At 41.4% G+C, this 17,148-nt stretch carries 19 protein-coding genes; 16 read left to right on the forward strand and 3 right to left on the reverse strand.

Annotated features, from left to right (window positions below):
• The first annotated feature begins 5 nt into the window (after positions 1–5).
• From OCV88_RS07740 to rplQ, 8 genes are all read left to right on the forward strand, one after another.
• Positions 6–269, forward strand: coding sequence for a KOW domain-containing RNA-binding protein (locus OCV88_RS07740; protein WP_158424926.1), 264 nt, complete (start codon positions 6–8; stop codon positions 267–269).
• Positions 269–487 (forward strand): translation initiation factor IF-1, encoded by a 219-nt coding sequence (gene infA / locus OCV88_RS07745; protein ID WP_158424927.1) that lies wholly within the window; start codon positions 269–271, stop codon positions 485–487. The genes OCV88_RS07740 and infA overlap by 1 nt, the downstream gene beginning before the upstream one ends.
• 124 nt (positions 488–611) lie before the next feature.
• A complete protein-coding gene (gene rpmJ, locus OCV88_RS07750) occupies positions 612–725 on the forward strand; it encodes a 50S ribosomal protein L36 (RefSeq protein WP_003022746.1) in 114 nt (37 codons plus the stop codon).
• A 386-nt stretch (positions 726–1,111) separates the two neighbouring features.
• A complete protein-coding gene (rpsM, locus tag OCV88_RS07755) occupies positions 1,112–1,480 on the forward strand; it encodes a 30S ribosomal protein S13 (RefSeq protein ID WP_158424928.1) in 369 nt (122 codons plus the stop codon).
• 32 nt (positions 1,481–1,512) lie between these two features.
• On the forward strand, positions 1,513–1,908 hold the full coding sequence (gene rpsK / locus OCV88_RS07760) for a 30S ribosomal protein S11 (protein WP_158424929.1): 396 nt from the start codon (positions 1,513–1,515) through the stop codon (positions 1,906–1,908).
• A 19-nt stretch (positions 1,909–1,927) separates the two neighbouring features.
• Complete coding sequence (gene rpsD, locus OCV88_RS07765; RefSeq protein ID WP_158424930.1) at positions 1,928–2,521, forward strand: 30S ribosomal protein S4; 594 nt, start codon at positions 1,928–1,930, stop codon at positions 2,519–2,521.
• Between the two features lie 161 nt (positions 2,522–2,682).
• Positions 2,683–3,642: a DNA-directed RNA polymerase subunit alpha gene (locus OCV88_RS07770; protein WP_158424931.1), complete on the forward strand. Its 960-nt coding sequence runs from the start codon at positions 2,683–2,685 to the stop codon at positions 3,640–3,642.
• 254 nt (positions 3,643–3,896) lie between these two features.
• Positions 3,897–4,433: a 50S ribosomal protein L17 gene (rplQ, locus tag OCV88_RS07775; protein WP_158424932.1), complete on the forward strand. Its 537-nt coding sequence runs from the start codon at positions 3,897–3,899 to the stop codon at positions 4,431–4,433.
• On the opposite strand, the gene OCV88_RS07780 is transcribed toward rplQ, so the two are convergent.
• Positions 4,419–4,907 carry a hypothetical protein gene (locus OCV88_RS07780; RefSeq protein WP_158424933.1) on the reverse strand — a complete coding sequence of 163 codons (489 nt, stop codon included), beginning with the start codon at positions 4,905–4,907 and terminating at the stop codon, positions 4,419–4,421. The two genes, rplQ and OCV88_RS07780, sit on opposite strands and share 15 nt — an antisense overlap.
• Before the next feature lie 81 nt (positions 4,908–4,988).
• Between OCV88_RS07780 and OCV88_RS07785 the strand changes: the two genes are divergently transcribed.
• From OCV88_RS07785 to OCV88_RS07800, 4 genes are all read left to right on the forward strand, one after another.
• Positions 4,989–5,615, forward strand: a complete 627-nt coding sequence (locus OCV88_RS07785; RefSeq protein ID WP_158424934.1) for a nitroreductase family protein — start codon at positions 4,989–4,991, stop codon at positions 5,613–5,615.
• Positions 5,616–5,641: 26 nt separating this feature from the next.
• Positions 5,642–6,955, forward strand: coding sequence for a Na+/H+ antiporter NhaC family protein (locus OCV88_RS07790; protein ID WP_158424935.1), 1,314 nt, complete (start codon positions 5,642–5,644; stop codon positions 6,953–6,955).
• 258 nt (positions 6,956–7,213) lie between these two features.
• A complete protein-coding gene (locus OCV88_RS07795; RefSeq protein WP_262590956.1) occupies positions 7,214–8,596 on the forward strand; it encodes a sensor histidine kinase in 1,383 nt (460 codons plus the stop codon).
• Between the two features lie 315 nt (positions 8,597–8,911).
• Positions 8,912–9,820 (forward strand): precorrin-6B methylase, encoded by a 909-nt coding sequence (locus OCV88_RS07800; RefSeq protein WP_158424937.1) that lies wholly within the window; start codon positions 8,912–8,914, stop codon positions 9,818–9,820.
• Positions 9,821–9,961: 141 nt separating this feature from the next.
• On the opposite strand, the gene OCV88_RS07805 is transcribed toward OCV88_RS07800, so the two are convergent.
• Positions 9,962–10,384, reverse strand: coding sequence for a bacteriohemerythrin (locus OCV88_RS07805; protein WP_158424938.1), 423 nt, complete (start codon positions 10,382–10,384; stop codon positions 9,962–9,964).
• Positions 10,385–10,562: 178 nt separating this feature from the next.
• Between OCV88_RS07805 and OCV88_RS07810 the strand changes: the two genes are divergently transcribed.
• Positions 10,563–13,145 carry an FAD-dependent oxidoreductase gene (locus OCV88_RS07810; protein WP_158424939.1) on the forward strand — a complete coding sequence of 861 codons (2,583 nt, stop codon included), beginning with the start codon at positions 10,563–10,565 and terminating at the stop codon, positions 13,143–13,145.
• A 142-nt stretch (positions 13,146–13,287) separates the two neighbouring features.
• Here OCV88_RS07810 and OCV88_RS07815 read toward each other — a convergent pair whose 3' ends face one another.
• Positions 13,288–14,829 carry a phosphohexomutase domain-containing protein gene (locus OCV88_RS07815; protein ID WP_262590958.1) on the reverse strand — a complete coding sequence of 514 codons (1,542 nt, stop codon included), beginning with the start codon at positions 14,827–14,829 and terminating at the stop codon, positions 13,288–13,290.
• Positions 14,830–15,052: 223 nt separating this feature from the next.
• On the opposite strand from OCV88_RS07815, the gene OCV88_RS07820 reads away from it, so the two are divergent.
• The 3 genes from OCV88_RS07820 to larE all read left to right on the forward strand — a co-directional run bounded on the left by OCV88_RS07820 (position 15,053) and on the right by larE (position 17,147).
• A complete protein-coding gene (locus OCV88_RS07820; protein WP_158424940.1) occupies positions 15,053–15,394 on the forward strand; it encodes a DsrE family protein in 342 nt (113 codons plus the stop codon).
• A 59-nt stretch (positions 15,395–15,453) separates the two neighbouring features.
• Positions 15,454–16,188, forward strand: coding sequence for a cell envelope integrity TolA family protein (locus tag OCV88_RS07825; protein ID WP_158424941.1), 735 nt, complete (start codon positions 15,454–15,456; stop codon positions 16,186–16,188).
• 191 nt (positions 16,189–16,379) lie between these two features.
• On the forward strand, positions 16,380–17,147 hold the full coding sequence (gene larE, locus OCV88_RS07830) for an ATP-dependent sacrificial sulfur transferase LarE (protein WP_262590960.1): 768 nt from the start codon (positions 16,380–16,382) through the stop codon (positions 17,145–17,147).
• Position 17,148: the final 1 nt, after the last annotated feature.

The raw sequence follows: 17,148 nt of genomic DNA on the forward strand, positions 1-17,148 counted from the left end.
TATTTATGACAGGAAAATTAGCCGTATCCACCTCCGGCCATGACAGAGGACGGATTTATGTGATCGTGAAAGAAGAACATGATCTGGTTTATCTGTCAGATGGTAAAATAAAACTGGTGGAGCATCCAAAGAAAAAAAATAAAAAACATATTCAAATTATAAAACGGCTTCCCAATGAGGTTATACAGCTTTTAGAGGGAACAAAGTTCTCAGATTTGAATATAAAAAGAGCGATTAAACTGTATATGAAAAAGCAGGAGGAAAATTAATGTCAAAAGCAGATGTAATTGAAGTAGAAGGAACGGTTGTGGAGAAATTACCAAACGCAATGTTTCAGGTAGAACTAGAAAACGGACATCAGGTCCTGGCGCATATCAGCGGAAAGCTGCGTATGAATTTTATTCGTATCCTTCCGGGTGACAAAGTAACCATTGAATTGTCTCCATATGATTTGACAAAAGGAAGAATTATCTGGAGAGATAAATAGAGAAAAAACGGCTTGCATTCATTCAGTATATATGATAGAATGTCAAATGGACGTTTTTGGAAATACCCAAGGGGATATTATGCTTATTTCCCCGTGGAGCATAGGTAGGAAAGGAGGATTTGCTGTGAAGGTAAGATCATCAGTTAAACCTATTTGCGAGAAATGCAAAGTAATTAAAAGAAAAGGATCCATCAGAATTATCTGTGAAAATCCAAAACACAAACAGAGACAGGGATAATATCATTTAGTATATAGATGATGAAGGCAGGTTGGAGACAATGCTTTGACTGCTAATTCCGTTCCTCACTGGAAGGTTCTGCCACAGAACACCAACATTGGAACAGGATCTGTTTGAATCAAAAGGGGCTTTGTAATGTAGCCGGGATCTTTATCATGTGCGGCTGCAGCAAAATTCCTGTAATTTTGCTGTTCATGATAGAAGATAAAACATTACAGGTTTTCGACTTCTTGATACCGAGGAAAGAGAAAACACCTATTATTAGAAGGAACTGAGATTGTACACACATTTCAGGCCGGGAAACCGGAGCTGTATAATGCAGGTTTCTGATGTGACTAGAAGAGGACCAACTGGGTCCGGAAATAATTATGGAGGTGTAAACACACATGGCTCGTATCGCAGGTGTAGATTTACCAAGAGAAAAACGTGTTGAAATCGGATTAACATATATTTATGGTATTGGCAGAGTTAGCTCAAACCGTATCTTAGCAGAAGCAGACGTTGATCCAAATACTCGTGTAAAAGATTTAACAGACGAAGAGATCAAAAAGATCAGTGCAGTTATCGACGAATCTCAGCTGGTAGAAGGTGATTTAAGAAGAGAGATCGCACTTAATATCAAGAGATTACAGGAAATTGGATGCTACCGTGGTATTCGCCACAGAAAAGGACTTCCGGTTCGCGGACAGAAAACAAAAACAAACGCAAGAACAAGAAAAGGTCCTAAGAGAACAGTAGCTAATAAGAAGAAATAATTCGGAAAAGAAGAAAGTAGGTTAGTTTAGATATGGCTAAAAAAGTTACAAAAAAAGTGACAAAAAAGCGTGTTAAGAAAAACGTTGAACGCGGACAGGCACATATTCAGTCATCTTTCAATAATACAATTGTAACACTTACAGATGCTGAAGGAAATGCATTATCATGGGCAAGTGCTGGTGGTCTTGGCTTCAGAGGTTCAAGAAAATCTACTCCTTATGCAGCTCAGATGGCAGCAGAGACTGCTACAAAAGCAGCTCTTATTCATGGTTTAAAAACAGTAGACGTTTTTGTAAAGGGACCGGGTTCAGGAAGAGAAGCAGCAATCCGTGCGCTTTCAGCATGTGGTCTTGAAGTAATCAGTATTACAGATGTTACTCCGGTACCTCATAATGGATGTCGTCCACCAAAACGCAGAAGAGTCTAATCAGGAGGTATAGTCTAAGATGGCAGTAAATAGAGTTCCTGTTCTTAAAAGATGTAGATCACTTGGCTTAGATCCAGTTTATTTAGGAATAGATAAAAAATCAAACAGACAGTCTAAAAGAGGCAATAAGAAGATTTCAGAGTATGGTCTTCAGTTAAGAGAAAAACAGAAAGCTAAATTTATTTATGGTGTGTTAGAAAAACCATTCCATAACTATTACAATAAAGCTGACAGAATGAAAGGTATGACAGGTGCGAACCTGATGACAATTCTGGAAAGCAGACTTGATAATGTTGTATTCAGATTAGGTTTAGCCAGAACAAGAAAAGAAGCAAGACAGATTGTTGACCATAAACACGTTTTAGTAAACGGAAAACAGGTTAATATTCCTTCTTATTTAGTTAAAGCTGGTGACACAATCGAAATCAAAGAAAAATGCAAAGGTTCTCAGAGATACAAAGATATTCTTGAAGTAACAGCCGGACGTTTAGTACCGGAATGGCTGGACGCAGATCAGGAAAATCTGAAAGGCGAAGTAAAAGAGCTTCCTACAAGAGAAGTAATTGATGTTCCTGTAGATGAAATGCTTATCGTCGAGTTATATTCAAAATAATCATGTAAGCGATGAGCGATGCCGGAAGTTTAGAAACAAAAATAATCATGTGTATCCGCATGTGTTTTTGTTTCTAATACTTTTCCCCGGAAAATGTCCGGGGGCTCAAAAACACATTGTTTATGAGGGTATTGCAGAATAAATTAAGGAGGGACTTTGTAGTGTTCGATTTTGAAAAACCGAAAATTGAGATTGCTGAAATTTCAGAAGACAAAAAGTACGGAAGATTTGTCGTAGAACCGCTGGAAAGAGGATACGGCACAACTCTTGGCAATTCCTTAAGAAGAATTATGCTTTCTTCCTTACCGGGCGCAGCAGTTAGTCAGGTCAAAATTGATGGTGTACTGCATGAGTTCAGTTCTATCCCTGGTGTAAAAGAGGATGTAACTGAAATTATTATGAACATCAAAAATTTGGCGTTAAAGAATACCAGTCCAACAAATGAGTCCAAAGTTGCTTACATTGAGTTTGAAGGTGAGGGTGTTGTAACAGCAGCTGATATCCAGGTAGATCCAGATATTCAGATTCTGAATCCGGATTTGGTGATCGCTACTTTAAATGGTGGAGTTGATTCCAAATTATATATGGAACTGACCATCACAAAAGGCAGAGGTTACGTAAGTGCGGATAAGAATAAGAGTGAAGATGTGCCTATCGGCGTCATTGCAATTGATTCAATCTACACACCTGTAGAACGTGTTAATCTGACAATTGAGAATACACGTGTAGGCCAGATTACTGATTTTGATAAACTTACATTAGATGTTTATACCAATGGAACTTTAGAACCGGACGAGGCAGTAAGTCTGGCAGCAAAAGTGCTGAGCGAGCATTTGAATCTGTTCATTGATCTTTCTGAAAATGCAAAAACAGCAGAAGTCATGATCGAAAAAGAAGATAATGCAAAAGAAAAAGTTCTGGAAATGAACATTGATGAACTTGAATTATCCGTCCGTTCTTATAACTGCTTAAAGAGAGCTGGAATTAATACAGTAGAAGAGTTAACAAACAGAACACCGGATGATATGATGAAAGTTCGTAATCTTGGACGTAAGTCTTTAGAAGAAGTTTTAGGAAAATTAAAAGAATTAGGACTGCAGCTGAACCAAGGTGAAGAATAAAGTTCTTCACCTTGGTGATACTTCTTAAATCACAGATTTAAGAAGAGACCCGTATTGGGTGAAGAATAGGATTCTTCACCTTGGTAGGGGGCAGTGGTTTTGATTTTTTTAACATAACTCATACAGATGGCCGGAAGAGTAAGTCCAAAGTGCATGTTCTAGTCAGCTCATGAGTGGATGAAACAATAAATGGCATTCGGTATATAAGTCCAAAGAAGCGATGCCGGATGTTCCACAAAATGGAGGAAATTAAAATGGCTAAATATCGTAAATTAGGAAGAACATCTGATCAGAGAAAAGCTTTAATCAGAAGTCAGGTAACAGCATTACTGTACAACGGAAGAATTATCACAACAGAAGCAAGAGCAAAAGAAGTTCGTAAAGTTGCTGAGAAATTAATTGCATCTGCAGTAAAAGAAAAAGATAATTTCGAAGAAGTAACAGTAAAAGCAAAAGTTGCCCGTAAAGATAAAGATGGCAAAAGAGTGAAAGAAGTTGTAGACGGTAAAAAAGTTACTGTTTATGATGAAGTTGACAAAACTATTCAGAAAGACATGCCATCCCGTCTTCATGCAAGAAGAGAAATGCTGAAAGTTCTTTACCCTGTAAAAGAAGTTCCGGCTAAAAATGCAGGAAGAAAGAAAAACACAAAAGAAGTAGATCTGGTAAATAAATTATTTACAGAAGTTGCACCGAAATACGTTGACCGTAACGGCGGTTACACAAGAATCGTTAAAATCGGACCTCGTAAAGGTGACGGAGCAATGGAAGTAGTATTAGAACTTGTATAATCTACAAGCCATGCGATAAAACAGAAGCCGGAAATCAAGCAGAAAGTTTTTACTAGCTGAGTTGATTTCCGGCTTCTGTTTTATCATAAGGCGCCAGCCTTCAGGGAGAAACCGAAGGTTTCGACCTGCATGGCTTGTAGATAGAAATGGGAGGAAGAGGAAATCAAGCAGAAAGTTTTTACTAGCTGAGTTGATTTCCGGCTTCTGTTTTATCATAAGGCGCCAGCCCTCAGGGAGAAACCGAAGGTTTGGACCTGCATGGCTTGTAGGTGGAAAAGGAGGGAAGAGGAAATCAAGCAGAAAGTTTTTACTAGCTGAGTTGATTTCCGGCTTCTGTTTTATCATAAGGCGCCAGCCCTCAGGGAGAAACCGAAGGTTTGGACCTGCATGGCTTGTAGGTGGAAAAGGAGGGAAGAGGAAATCAAGCAGAAAGTTTTTACTAGCTGAATTGATTTCCGGCTTCTGTTTTATCATAAGGCGCCAGCCTTCAGGGAGAAACCGAAGGTTTGGACCTGCATGGCTTGTAGATAGAAATGGGAGGAAGAGGAGCATGTTATGACATATTTGGATAGTTTATTGATGCAGAGACAGAAAATTGCCGTAATTTCTGATAAACCATTGGAACGAGAAAAGCTGGAGACGGTTATTGAAGCAGGCCGTCTAGCTCCCTATGCGGGTCTGGCTCAGAAAAATACGGATACTTTCAGGCATTTTTTTGTTATAAAAAGAGGAAGCCGGACCGCCAGAGAACTAGAGCAGCTTTGCAGCAGACAAAGAATTTTAGAGTCAAAACGTATTTATGAAGAAGGACTGGATCAAAAATATCAGCCGGCAGCTTTTATGGCTGAACATTTCAAGGATGGAGGGGCAGGAGATGTTTTTTCCAGTCCCTGGCTGATTGTAATAGCGGAGAGAGGGGCTTATCCGGCCAGAGAAGAGGTTTGCCTTGGGTATGTTATGGAAAACATGTGGCTGAAGGCAACTGAGCTTCAAATTGCCTTTAAACCCTGTTCTATTGTCAGTGATATAAAGGATAAAGTTTCTCTGCAGAAACTATTGGGACTGGATTCTCAAGAACATTATGCGTTTGATGCCTGCAATATTGGATATCCAAAGGATGTGGTTAAGAAAAGAGAAAATCATAAGAAACCAACAGAACAGATTACTTATTTTACAGATTAGAGGAATGATAAAAGGAGGGGTATATTTTGGAAAAGGAGAGGGCAAACGGTTTTGCATTAATACCTATTATTGTATTTCTTGTTCTGTATGTTGGCAGCGGCATTTATTTTCAATATGTAAAAGGTCAGGATCAGGGATTTTATGTAATGTCGGTGGTGGTAGCATTTACTATAGCCATTATTGTTGCTCTAATACAGAATCCGGGAAAGGATTTTGATGCAAAACTAAAGATTATGGCGAGAGGAATGGGAGATGAAAATATTATGATTATGATATTGATCTTTCTTCTGGCAGGAGCTTTCAGCAGCATTGCTACAGCGGCAGGAGGTTCTGAAAGTATCGCTTATTTGTTGTTAAGTTTTATTCCGGCAAAACAGATGGTATTTGGTTTTTTTCTGATTTCTTGTATTTTGTCTATGGCAATGGGGACGTCAACCGGAACGATAACGGTTCTTGTTCCCATTGCAGTGGCGGCGGCAGGAGCGGCGGATTTGAATCTTCCACTGGTATTGGGGACAATTATCGGAGGCGCGATGTTTGGGGACAATATGTCTTTTATTTCAGATACCACCATTGCGGCTACCAAAACGCAGGGCTGTGAAATGAAAGATAAGTTCCGGGCAAATTTTAAAATTGCGTTTCCGGCCGCAGTAGTTACAGGTGCGATTCTGCTATTTTTAAGTGGTGGTGCAGGTACAGTACAGCAGCATGAGTTTCAGATTCTGCAGGCAATACCTTATTTTGTAGTATTGGTTATGGCTTTAATCGGTATGAATGTTCTGCTGGTTCTAGGAATAGGCATTATTTTGTTTTCTCTGATTGGTCTGATTACTCAGCCGGGATTTGATATTCCACTGATTTTTACCAGTATGGGTGAAGGAACCAAAGGAATGTTTGAAACAATCATAGTAGCTGTCTTAGTAGCGGCTTTGGGAGCATTGATAAAAGAAAACGGAGGTTTTGCCTATGTTCTGGCTGTGATAAAGCGGCGTTTCCGAGGGAAAAGCGGCGGACAGGCTGGGATTGCTGTGCTGTCATCAGCTATGGATGTTGCAACCGGCAATAATACGGTGGCCATTGTTATGGCAGCACCTATAGCAAAAGAAATTAGTCTGGAATACGGGATTACACCTCAGAAAACGGCGTCTTTATTAGATATTTTTACCTGTATCTGGCAGGGAATTATTCCCTATGGGGCACAGATGCTGATTGCCATAGGACTGGTATCGGGCTTTGGAGTTACGGCTTTTGATGTCATTCCGCATTTATATTATATTTTTGCACTTTTTATATGTGCGGTAATCAGTATTATTATTCCTGAAAAAGGAAGGCATATGTAGATATAAGGTTATATATGTGGGTTTTATCTACAAAAACCGACAAACAAATCATTCTTATTCTATTATTATGGTAGGAATTTGTGCAATCTTGACACGAAAAAGGTATTCTATTGTCATCTTACGCTTGAGCCGGTAAAAGCTAAAGGAGAGGAGGGTTTTTAAGGCACTTTAACGGTAATAAGGTCAATTTTTTGCAAAATAAATGATATGTTACGGGTGAAAGCAGCACAAAGGAAAGTTGTAGAAGGGAATTTTAAAATGAGAGGGAAAGAAAAAACAATCCGTCTGCTGTTTATAAGATATTACTTTTATCTTGTGCTGGGGGCGGTAATTATTGTTGGGTTCTGCTTTACATTATTTAGTGTTATGGGGAAATCAGAAATGATTGGTACTGCTGCTTACCATACGCAGCAGATTGAAAGGCAGTATGAAGCTATACAGGAAGCCGATGATGTGAATGGTTCTGTTATTCCTGATGCTTGTCAATATGTGGTGTTTGACCGAAATGGCAAAACCGTGGACGGCAATATTCCGGATAGTGAAATTTCTGTGGCCTGGAACGCGGTATTAGGTAATCTGCATAAAGAAGGAGATTACCACTATATTACGATTCAGAGAAAAAATGAAGAGATCTGCGTACTTCGTTATCAATCTGTATCCGATTTTCAATTGGAAAATCGGGAATGGACAGAGTTCAATCCTAATCATGCGCTTATTATTGCCGGTTCAGCTGCTTTTGGCGGGCTGGCTTTTACACTGATCTTAAAACTTTCAAAAGTATTGTCGCGAAAGCTGAGAGTTTTAGCAGGGGTGCTGGAGCAGGCGGCGGGTGAAGATCTGAATGTTCATCTGGAACATAGTCAGATCCGTGAGATAGATTCTGTTATGAATGCGGCAGGCAGAATGTGCGATATAATAAAGCATTCAAAGCAGCAGCAGTGGGAGATTGAGCAGGCTAGAAGAGAGCAGATATCAGCGCTGGCCCATGATATTAAGACACCGCTGACAGTAGTTGGCGGTAATGCGGAATTACTAGAGGACACCCCGTTAAATGAAGATCAGATTCAGCATGTGCAGTTTATTGAAAAGTGTACAGAACAGATTGGAGATTATATCCGTCAGCTGATTGATGTTTCCAAATCTCAGAATCAGTATACACTTCAGAAAGAGATCCTGGAAGCAGAAGACTTTTTGGATCAGCTAAGAGAAGATGCCCAGGGACTTTGTATGGCAAAAGAGTTAGAGCTGGTCTTTGAGACAGAGCATGAGCTTGGATATGTGGATTGTGATATGGAGAGGCTTCTGCGGGCCTGTATGAATATAGTTTCAAATGGTGCGGATTATACGCCGGTCCATGGAAAGCTATTTATCTCAGCTAAAAGCCGGGGAGAAGAGTTGGAAATCTGTATTACTGACAGCGGCAGAGGATTTTCTGAGAAAGCACTGAAATCGGCTGTTGAAAAGTTTTTTACAGAGGAAAGAGAATATTTTGGTACAGCCCATTACGGAATGGGGATGTATATTGCCAATCATATTGTTATCTATCATGGCGGATACCTGACACTGCAAAATTCGGATAAGACAGGCGGAGCAATGGTGACGATACACCTTCCCAGGATCCTAGAAGATGATATTTCCTAAGAGAAAAGCACATACCGGTGAATTTATAAAAACAAACTTCGTGTGATGATGCGCAGTTCGCGGAGAGGAATTTAGCGTTTCACGCAACGCTGGCGCGCCAAGAATCCTGCTGACAGGATTCTTTTTTATTTGCCAGGAAACTCCTCTGGTTTTTCTGGCAGATAAAAGTACTTGGTGGAAAAATTGCATTGTGGGAGAATAGAAAATACGGATGAGCAGGCAGAAACATGACTGCCCGGAAAGTAAAAATTTTTATGGCAGGATATCCGGACGTTGGTTATAATAAGACATATAAACAATGACGGGAGGTTTTTTATGGAACAGCAGATTTTTACCAATGAACATATTTTATCCTGGCTTCAGTATTTTGCGAAACATACGGCTATTGACCTTGAAAAGGTGAAAATTCTTGATATTACCCGCAAGAATAAGAATTTGATTCCAACGGTAGAGTCTCATAAAACAGTACTGGTATTTACAGAGGCCGGTGTGCCGGATATTTTTTACCGTATGTGGAATGCGGGGCTTGGTGAATGTGAAGTCTGGTACAATGAAGGCTCAGAGCCGGAAGGGGAGATGAAGCATGATAAAGTATCCGATATGATTAATCACGGCATTAACGCCTCGGCGGGAATGCTGATTATAAATCCCCAGGCCCGCAATACATATAAAATCGGTATGGACAATCATAATTTTACCCGTGGTTCCATCCAGTATGTGGGCAGTGAGATACGTGCTGTAATTTTAAATAAAATGCATGTAGGGCTTCAGGATGATATATGGGTCATTGGAGGAGAAAGTATTGCGATAGAAGCTGCTATTATTGCCAGTGAGGGCAGTATTGTTGCAGTGGAGTACCGCCAGGATGACCGCAACACACTGGAGGGGAATATAGAACATTTCGGGCTTCAGAATATTTCTATTGTAGATCATGTGGATGATGAGACTGTAAAAGGACATCCGGTGCCGTCTCTTGCATTTTTGGTGGCGTCAGCCAGTATGGAGCAGGAGATTGAGTGTCTGATGAGACTGAATCCTCAAATTGAAATTGTGGTATATACTCTGGATTTTCAGGTTGCGGCAAATCTGTCGAAAATATTTGAAGGATATGGAATAAAAGATGTGGAGGTAATTCAGATCGCGGTCTCAAAACTGAACAGTAAAAATTCATTTGTTCATCAGCCTGCACCCTGGATTATTTCCGGGAAAGCCGTTGGGCATTAAGAAAGCTTCTGAATGAAAAGATTGTCATTATCGCTTTTTATTATGGATATGAAACGGAGAATAAAAAGACAGGTGATTTTAAACAGAGAGGAATAAAACAAAAAGGGGACAACTGGTTTAGCGCCGGCTGTCCCTTTGCATTTATAGTCTGGAAGGATTATCTACAATAAAACGATACTCGGCTACAGAGCGGTCAAAGCCCTGGATATGAGTATACAGCCATTCGATTACTTTGTTGTTTAACTGTTCCACAAATGCAGGGGATGGACCTTCCTCTTCCTCCAGCATATGGAAAAGATCTGTAACTGTATTTTTCAAAATTTCATGCTGCTTTTTGTGATCGGCAATGCCCGGATAGTTAATTTCCTCCTGGAGCTTTTCTTCTGCGGAAAAATGATAGTCCACATAATCGCTTAAATAATTCAGCATTTTTACGGCAGCAAGCTTCTCACCGCTTGTTTCAATGCTTTTTAAAAGCTGGTTGATTTTATCAATCAGTTCTTTATGCTGGCTGTCAATCATTTCGTTGCCGGTAATGAGATTATCTGTAAATTCTGCTTTCATTTTGATTCCTCCATTATTTTTATTTATCTAACTATAATAATATATTTTGGCAATAAATTCTATAGAAAATACACAGGAATGGCTGATATAATGAACCAGGAAGTGATATAAAAAGATTCAGATTCTCAAGGTATCTGGATTCTATATTTAAAATATAAAATGGGAGGGTGGAAAAAATATGAAAGTATTGATTATTGGCGGGGTTGCGGCAGGTACCAAGGCAGCTGCAAAATTAAAACGAGTGAATCGTGATGCGGATATTATGATTATCACAAAGGACAGTGAAATTTCGTATGCTGGCTGCGGTCTTCCTTATTACGTTGGCGGAGATATCAAGGAGAAAGAACAGCTGATTGTAAATACGCCGGAGAAATTTGCAGCGCTGACAGGTGTGGCTGTCAGAACCGGTGTGGAGGCCGCAGCGCTGGATGGACAGGCAAAAAAAGTAACTGTGAGAAATCTTTCTGACAATCAGGAAGAAGTATTGGATTATGATATCTGTGTTATTTCTGTGGGGGCGTCGGCCGTGATTCCGAAGCTTTTGGGGGCAGGACTTCCGGGGGTATTTAAAATGCGTACGCCTAATGATGCGGTAACTATGCGGGCGTATATTAACGAGCAGCAGGTAAAACGCGCGGTAGTGGCCGGCGGCGGTTTTATCGGCCTGGAAATTGCTGAAAACCTTATGAAGCAGGGAATCAAGGTAACGGTTGTGGATCTGGCATCACAGATTCTTCCAAATGTATTTGATCCGGAAATGGCGGCATATATAAAACGCCGTCTTCAGAAAATGGGGGTTCGCATTTTAACCAGCACAAAGCTGGAAGCTGTAGTGGGAACAGAGCGGGCAGAAGGAGTACAGACTGATAATGGAATAATCCCGGCGGATCTTGTTGTGATGTCTGTAGGTATCCGGCCAAATACAGGATTTTTAGCTGACAGCGGTATTGAGATGGTAAAGGGAACCATTGTTGTGGACGAGCAGATGCGCACCAGCCTCAATGATGTTTATGCGGCGGGAGACTGTGTTATGGTAAGAAACAGAATCACAGGAAAACCGCAATGGTCGGCTATGGGTTCCTCGGCGAATTATGAAGGAAGAACACTGGCGCAGATCATAGGAGGAAGTTCGAAAAGTTATCCCGGTGTTTTGGGAACCGGGGTGGTAAAGCTGCCAGACTTAAACTGCGGACGAACCGGACTGACGGAGATACAGGCAAAAGAACAGGGATATCAGGTGGAGACAGTTCTTGGAGTTACAGATGATAAGGCCCACTATTATCCGGATGCAGATGCTTTTGCTGTAAAAATGATAGCTGATCGAGATTCACATAAGCTTTTGGGGGTTCAGGTGATTGGAGCCGGAGCGGTGGATAAGATGACGGATATTGCAGCTGTGTCCATTGCTATGAATGCGAAGCTGGAAGATCTAGAGAACCTGGATCTGGCATATGCTCCGCCGTTTTCTACTGCTATTCATCCATTTGTGCAGACCGTATATATGCTTCTGAATAAATTGAATCAGGATATGGTAAGTATGACTCCGGCAGAATATGCCGCAGGCAGAGCGAAAGGCTATAAGATTGTAGATGTGAGTCCTGAACCGGGCATTCCCGGAGCACTTTATGTGGATTTAGCAAAAGTGAACGGACCTGTGGAGGGGCTTGGAAAAGATGATAAGATACTTCTTGTCTGTCTGAAGGGAAAACGGAGTTATTTTCTGCAAAACCGTCTGAAACATTATGGTTACACTAATACAGTTGTGCTGGAAGGCGCGAGATTTTTTAATGAGGTAAAGGTGGAAGGCATTAAATTTACGGTATCACCTGAGGATATCACACGGGTAAAAGCCCTTGGATTTTTGCAGGACAAACAAACTGCCAATTGCTTTAATGGACGTGTTATTACAAGAAACGGAAAGATTACAGCAGAGGAAAGCAAGATTATCGCAGAGGCGGCAGAACGTTTTGGAAGCGGTGAAATTGCAATGACCTCCAGACTGACCATTGAAATCCAGTCTGTTCCATATGAAAATATTGAGCCTTTGAGGGCATTTCTGGAAGATTCTGGGCTTGAGACCGGAGGGACTGGTTCAAAGGTGCGCCCGGTAGTTTCCTGTAAAGGAACAACCTGTCAGTATGGCCTGATTGATACTTTTTCTCTGTCAGAAGAAATTCATGAACGTTTTTATCATGGATACAGTCAGGTGAAGCTGCCCCACAAATTTAAAATAGCAGTGGGCGGGTGTCCCAATAACTGCGTAAAACCTGATTTGAATGATCTTGGCATTATCGGTCAGCGTGTTCCGGCGGTAGATAAAGATAAGTGCAGAAACTGTGCAGTTTGTCATGTTGTGGAATCCTGTCCTATTAAGGTGGCGGAAATGTCAGAAGGGAAAATAGCTATCCAAACAGATCAGTGCAATCATTGCGGGCGCTGTCTTGAAAAATGTCCGTTTGATGCAGTTGCCATGGAGGAGAATGGTTATAAAATTTATATTGGCGGCCGCTGGGGCAAAAAGACGGCTCATGGCAGAACCCTTGATAAAATATTTACGGATCGTGAAGAGGTTATGGAGACAGTGGAAAAATGTATCCTGTTTTTCAGAGATCAGGGTATTACCGGTGAACGGTTTGCGGATACCATTGCAAGGATTGGGTTTGAGAAAGCCCAGGAAATTATTTTATCAGATGAGCTCCTTTTGCACAAAGATGAAAATCTTGCCGCCCAAAAGCATTTAAAAGGAGGAGCAACCTGTTAGAAGAAATATCGTTGTTCTTAGATAAAAATATTGAATTACGGAAAAATCCGGAAGAAGTCCTGTTATCAAAGGATTCTTCCGGATTTTTACTGTATGAATTCAAAATATTTGATGCAGACGGCTGCTCTCATTTCAGCATAACTTAAAGATTAGAAGTGTCAAGCTGATCTGCTCCTTCCAGTAAGCTTTCAGCAATGCCTGTAATCAGGTCAAGGTCCCGCTGTGTTTCTCCCTCAAGATTTAGTACCATAACCGGATCGTGGAGAGAGGCCCGCAGGAGCATCCACCCTGTGCAGATATCAGAAAAACGGATTCGGATACCTTCAAAAGAAGGGGGAAGCGTATATCCGGCTTTCTGTGCGCGTTTTTTAAACGTTGACAGTACGGTCTGTCCATATTCTTTAAAGTCATCGGCAAGAATTTTAAACCGGACTTCCCGGGCAGTATATTTCAGGGATAATTTTTCAATGAGACGGTTAATGGTATGACCTTTTTTTGCTGCATTTGCCACGGCAATCACCAGTTTCACTGCCAGAAAGGCTCCGTCATCCAGATAATAGTTTTCCTTCAGACATCCATGGCCGGAGGTTTCCATAGCCAGTGGGCTGACAGTACCGTCAGCATTTAGTTCTTTACATTTGTTTATGACATTTTTATAACCGCGCATATAGCACAAATGCTTTAATCCCAGTTCATTTTCCAGAAAGTCTGTAAGCCGGTCTGAGGTTACGGAATCTGTGATAATGGTACTTCCGGGATAGTCAGGGGCGAGGATGGCAGAAATCATTGCAATAATAGAATCACGGTTGATGGGGGTGCCATCTGATAAAACTGCCGACATTCGGTCAACATCTGTGTCGAAAATTAATCCAAGGTCCGCATTGTTTTCTACAGTGGCATGACAAATAGCGGCCATGGCTTCTTTGTTTTCGGGGTTTGGCACATGATTTGGAAAGCTTCCGTCCGGGTTTAAAAATGCGCTTCCTGTTATATCAGCGCCCAGCGGCTCTAAAACCTGAGCGGCGAAAAAGCCTCCAGCTCCATTGCCGGCATCCACAACAATCTTAAGTCCTTTTAAGGGTTCTTCGTAATCAGGAGCATTGACTGCTTCGCAGATTTTCATACAGAGTTTGGCGCTGTACAGAGAGATAATATCAAACTCGCAGACCAGATTTGGGTTCTCTATTTCTGTACGGTTGATTTCATCTGCTGTCACAGCCTTGGCACGGTCAGCTGCAATTTCCAGTATTCTGGTTATATCATCATGTTCGAGGCCTCCGTCCTGATCAAAGAATTTAAAACCGTTTCGGTTAAAAGGAAGGTGGCTGGCGGTAATCATAACCGCTCCGTCATACCGGGTTTCCGGGTAAACGATGGACATAAACATAGCTGGTGTGGATGCCATACCGCAGTCTGAAACAAAGACTTTTTGGGATAACATGCCCTGAATCAGCTGCTTTTTCAGGGAGGGCCCGGTGATTCTAGAATCCGTTCCCACGCCAATAATACATTGTCCGGCATCTATTCCTTTCTTTTCCATAAGCCAGATGGCAAAAGCCTGACCGATGATATAGGCAGCTTCCTGTGTCAGGTTTACATGTTCGTCTGCAATTCCCTCACAGGCAATGCCGCGGATATCGCTTCCATTTTGTAATTTTAATAGTTCCTGTCTGGAAATAGACATAGCAAAATCTCCTTTTTATAAGCATATTGAATCACATTCTGTGTATAGTCTAACATCTGCCGTGAAAGATTTCTATGCGAACACTGATTTTTATTACAATTTTTTCCTGATATTGGTTATATTGTTCTAAATCAAAACAGAGTATGGTATACTGTCAGCAGAAAGACAGGAGCTAAGATTTATTCAAAGCCCAGATCAGCAGTGCAAAAAGGAGGAGTGGAAGATGAATCAGGATAAACTTTATATTTTATGGACAAACGCAGATCCTGTTACTGCAAAATTAATGGTAATGATGTATGCGAAAAATTCTCTGAAAAATGGCTGGTGGAAAGAAGTGACTGTTATTGTCTGGGGAGCTACAGTGAAGCTTCTGGCAGAGGATGAAGAGATCCGGGCTGAGTTTGAGGAATGCAGAAAGATGGGTGTAGAATTTGAAGGATGTATTGCCTGTGCTCAGGAATTAGACCTAGTTGAGGAAACAGAGGCCCTTGGCATAACACTTAGAAAATGGGGACCGCCTCTGACAGAAATTATTAAAAACGGAGAACATTTGATTACCATTTAAAAGGATAGCAATATAGCAAGGGAACTATCATACAGAATTAGTTAAAACGGGGTGACAGAATGAAAAAGAAGATTGCGGTATTGATATGTGTTTTTATGTGTATAGGGCTGACGGGGTGTAATGACAGCGGAGAAGATCATCATTCTCAGGCGGCACTGTCAGAAGAGGAGAAGGCTCGTTTAAGTGCTGAAGAAGAGAAGCGTCTGATAGAAGAGCAGCAGGCAGATGCGCAGAAGAAAATTCAGGCGGCAAAAGAAGAGCAGCAGGAAATTCAAGCGGCAGAAGAGGAAAAGAAAAAAGTGGTGACACAAGATCCTGAAGCATCTGGAGGGGACAGCACAGAAGGAATAGAGACTGACAGTTATGATACGCAGTCGGATGATGGGACAGCTGAAAATATATGCCCGGACTGTGGCTATGAACAGCTGAATATTTCCTGCGGATATTGCTTTGGAAGCGGGGATAACGGTACTTGTAAACGCTGTGGAGGAGATGGAATTATATGCAAAAATTGTTTCTATCCCCCAACTCAATCTTCGTCATCAAAGGATTCAGATGGCAGTTCATCAACCAGAACTTCTAAAAGCAAAATGTGCCACAGGTGTCATGGAAGCGGCTTGTACGGTGATTGTTTTAGCTGCAACGGAACAGGAACGCTGGGGCATTCGGAGTACTATGATGGAGGCTCGACAGGAAGTACATATTACACTAGAAGAGTCTGCCCGTCCTGTGTGGCGGGGCAGAGGCGCTGTAAGCTTTGTAAGGGTGACGGGTATATTGATGAAGGTGATTGAGAATGCCTGGATTTTTCCGTAAAATATAATAACGTGTTTAGGCCATATGCTGAGCTGAACAAAAAACAAATACCCCGTCCCGGGGTTTTTGTTTTTTTAGAAAGCTGATATAATATACACGAAAAGCACCATTTGTGAACATCTGATTTTTGGGGTTTTAGTAAATGAAAGAGTATGAAAAGGAGAATCAAATGGAACTGAAAAGTTTTTTTGAAGGCTGCCCCAGGGCGGCTGTAGCGGTATCTGGTGGAACAGATTCGGCTTTTCTTTTATATATGGCGAAAAAATATGCGAAAGAGGTTTCTGCCTGGTATTTTATGACGCCGTTTCAAATGTTAAGTGAGAGCGAGGATACAAAAAAACTGTGCAGCCAGCTGGGAATCAGACTTCACATTATAAAAGAAAATATACTCCGGTATCCGGAGGTGGTAAGGAATGACCTGCAGAGGTGTTATTACTGTAAATATTATATGTTTAAACGTTTAAAACAGGAGGCATATGCCGCCGGATATGAGATTGTCCTGGAGGGAACCAATGCGTCGGATCAGCCAGAGGGAAGACCGGGGTACCGGGCATTGCAGGAGCTTGGAATTTTATCCCCGCTGCGAGAATGCGGACTGACCAAGGAAGAGATACGGAGAGAGTCAAAAAAACTGGGACTGTTTACTGCTGACAAGCCTTCAAATTCCTGTCTTGCTACAAGGGTTCCTGTGGAAATGGAGATTACATATCCTCTGCTTCAGAGAGTGGAGCAGTGTGAAAAGATTTTGGAACAGTTCGGATTTTTCGATCTGCGTGTCCGGATTGTGGAGGCTGCAGATGGACTTGCGGCTAAAATCCAGATACGGCAGGAACAGATGGAAGAAATGTTTCGGTATTATGATAAAATTACAGAACAGTTTTCCATGTATTTTCAGGAAGTATGGCTGGATTTAAAGCCCAGGAAGGAGAGCGATTGAA

It is taken from the genome of Brotonthovivens ammoniilytica (assembly GCF_025566885.1).
GTDB lineage: Bacteria > Bacillota > Clostridia > Lachnospirales > Lachnospiraceae > Brotonthovivens > Brotonthovivens ammoniilytica.

Bases quoted from the DNA above. Each gene is read 5' to 3' on its own strand.
- rpsM (WP_158424928.1), top strand. From the start codon at position 1,112: ATGGCTCGTATCGCAGGTGTAGATTTACCAAGAGAAAAACGTGTTGAA.
- OCV88_RS07810 (WP_158424939.1), top strand. From the start codon at position 10,563: ATGAAAGTATTGATTATTGGCGGGGTTGCGGCAGGTACCAAGGCAGCT.
- OCV88_RS07785 (WP_158424934.1), top strand. From the start codon at position 4,989: ATGACATATTTGGATAGTTTATTGATGCAGAGACAGAAAATTGCCGTA.
- rpsD (WP_158424930.1), top strand. From the start codon at position 1,928: ATGGCAGTAAATAGAGTTCCTGTTCTTAAAAGATGTAGATCACTTGGC.
- larE (WP_262590960.1), top strand. From the start codon at position 16,380: ATGGAACTGAAAAGTTTTTTTGAAGGCTGCCCCAGGGCGGCTGTAGCG.
- OCV88_RS07780 (WP_158424933.1), bottom strand. From the start codon at position 4,907: ATGATAAAACAGAAGCCGGAAATCAATTCAGCTAGTAAAAACTTTCTG.
- OCV88_RS07805 (WP_158424938.1), bottom strand. From the start codon at position 10,384: ATGAAAGCAGAATTTACAGATAATCTCATTACCGGCAACGAAATGATT.
- OCV88_RS07740 (WP_158424926.1), top strand. From the start codon at position 6: ATGACAGGAAAATTAGCCGTATCCACCTCCGGCCATGACAGAGGACGG.
- OCV88_RS07795 (WP_262590956.1), top strand. From the start codon at position 7,214: ATGAGAGGGAAAGAAAAAACAATCCGTCTGCTGTTTATAAGATATTAC.
- rpsK (WP_158424929.1), top strand. From the start codon at position 1,513: ATGGCTAAAAAAGTTACAAAAAAAGTGACAAAAAAGCGTGTTAAGAAA.
- OCV88_RS07800 (WP_158424937.1), top strand. From the start codon at position 8,912: ATGGAACAGCAGATTTTTACCAATGAACATATTTTATCCTGGCTTCAG.
- OCV88_RS07825 (WP_158424941.1), top strand. From the start codon at position 15,454: ATGAAAAAGAAGATTGCGGTATTGATATGTGTTTTTATGTGTATAGGG.
- infA (WP_158424927.1), top strand. From the start codon at position 269: ATGTCAAAAGCAGATGTAATTGAAGTAGAAGGAACGGTTGTGGAGAAA.
- OCV88_RS07815 (WP_262590958.1), bottom strand. From the start codon at position 14,829: ATGTCTATTTCCAGACAGGAACTATTAAAATTACAAAATGGAAGCGAT.
- rplQ (WP_158424932.1), top strand. From the start codon at position 3,897: ATGGCTAAATATCGTAAATTAGGAAGAACATCTGATCAGAGAAAAGCT.
- OCV88_RS07820 (WP_158424940.1), top strand. From the start codon at position 15,053: ATGAATCAGGATAAACTTTATATTTTATGGACAAACGCAGATCCTGTT.